This is a genomic window from Streptomyces longwoodensis (assembly GCF_001514125.1).
Lineage (GTDB): Bacteria > Actinomycetota > Actinomycetes > Streptomycetales > Streptomycetaceae > Streptomyces > Streptomyces longwoodensis.
The window spans coordinates 1-1066 of record NZ_KQ948577.1 but is presented as its reverse complement, the minus strand read 5'-3'; the positions used below and the strand labels follow the sequence as shown (position 1 = coordinate 1066).

Annotated in this window: 1 protein-coding gene; it reads left to right on the top strand. The window is 73.8% G+C overall.

Features of this window, described 5'->3' with window-relative positions; all coding sequences use genetic code 11:
- Positions 1-1066, top strand: a 1066-nt coding sequence (locus AQJ30_RS36355; protein ID WP_067242514.1) for a ferrochelatase, incomplete at both ends; no start/stop codon positions are given.

The following is a 1066-nucleotide window of genomic DNA, read 5'->3' as shown; positions in this document are numbered from 1 at the left end:
TCCTTCGGTGGCCCGGAGGGCCCGGACGACGTGGTTCCGTTCCTGGAGAACGTGACGCGTGGGCGGGGCATCCCGAAGGAACGGCTGAAGGAGGTCGGACAGCACTACTTCCTGTTCGGCGGCGTCAGCCCGATCAACGACCAGAACCGTGCCCTGCTGGACGCGCTGCGCAAGGACTTCGCGGAGCACGGCCTGGACCTGCCGGTGTACTGGGGCAACCGCAACTGGGCCCCCTACCTGACCGACACGCTGCGCGAGATGGTCGCCGACGGCCGCCGGCGGATCCTGGTGCTGGCCACGAGCGCGTACGCCTCCTACTCGGGCTGCCGGCAGTACCGCGAGAACCTCGCCGACGCCCTCGCCACCCTCGAAGCGGAGGGCCTCGAGGTGCCGCGGGTGGACAAGCTGCGCCACTACTTCAACCACCCCGGGTTCGTTCAGCCCATGGTCGACGGCGTGGTGGCCTCGCTCGCCGAGCTGCCCGAGGACGTCCGCGACCACGCGCACCTCGCGTTCACGACCCACTCGATCCCGACCGCCTCCGCGGACACCTCCGGCCCCGTCGAGGGGCACGGCGACGGCGGCGCGTACGTGCGCCAGCACCTGGAGGTGGCCCGCCTGGTCGCCGACGCGGTGCGCGAGCGCACCGGCGTGGAGCACCCCTGGCAGCTGGTGTACCAGTCGCGGTCGGGTGCCCCGCACATCCCGTGGCTGGAGCCGGACATCTGCGACCACCTCGAGGAGCGGCACGCGGCCGGCGTGCCGGCGGTGGTGATGGCGCCGATCGGGTTCGTCTCGGACCACATGGAGGTCCTGTACGACCTCGACACCGAGGCCACCGCGCGGGCCGGGGAGCTGGGCCTGCCGGTGCGCCGCTCGGCCACCGTGGGCGCCGACCCCCGCTTCGCCGCCGCGGTCCGGGACCTGGTCGTGGAGCGCTCGGCCGTCGAACGCGGCCAGGACGTGACCCCCTGCGCGCTGGGTGCCCTGGGGGCCAGCCACCAGGTCTGCCCGGTGGGCTGCTGCCCCGCCCGTGCCGCCAAGCCCGCCGCCGCGGGCGCCGACA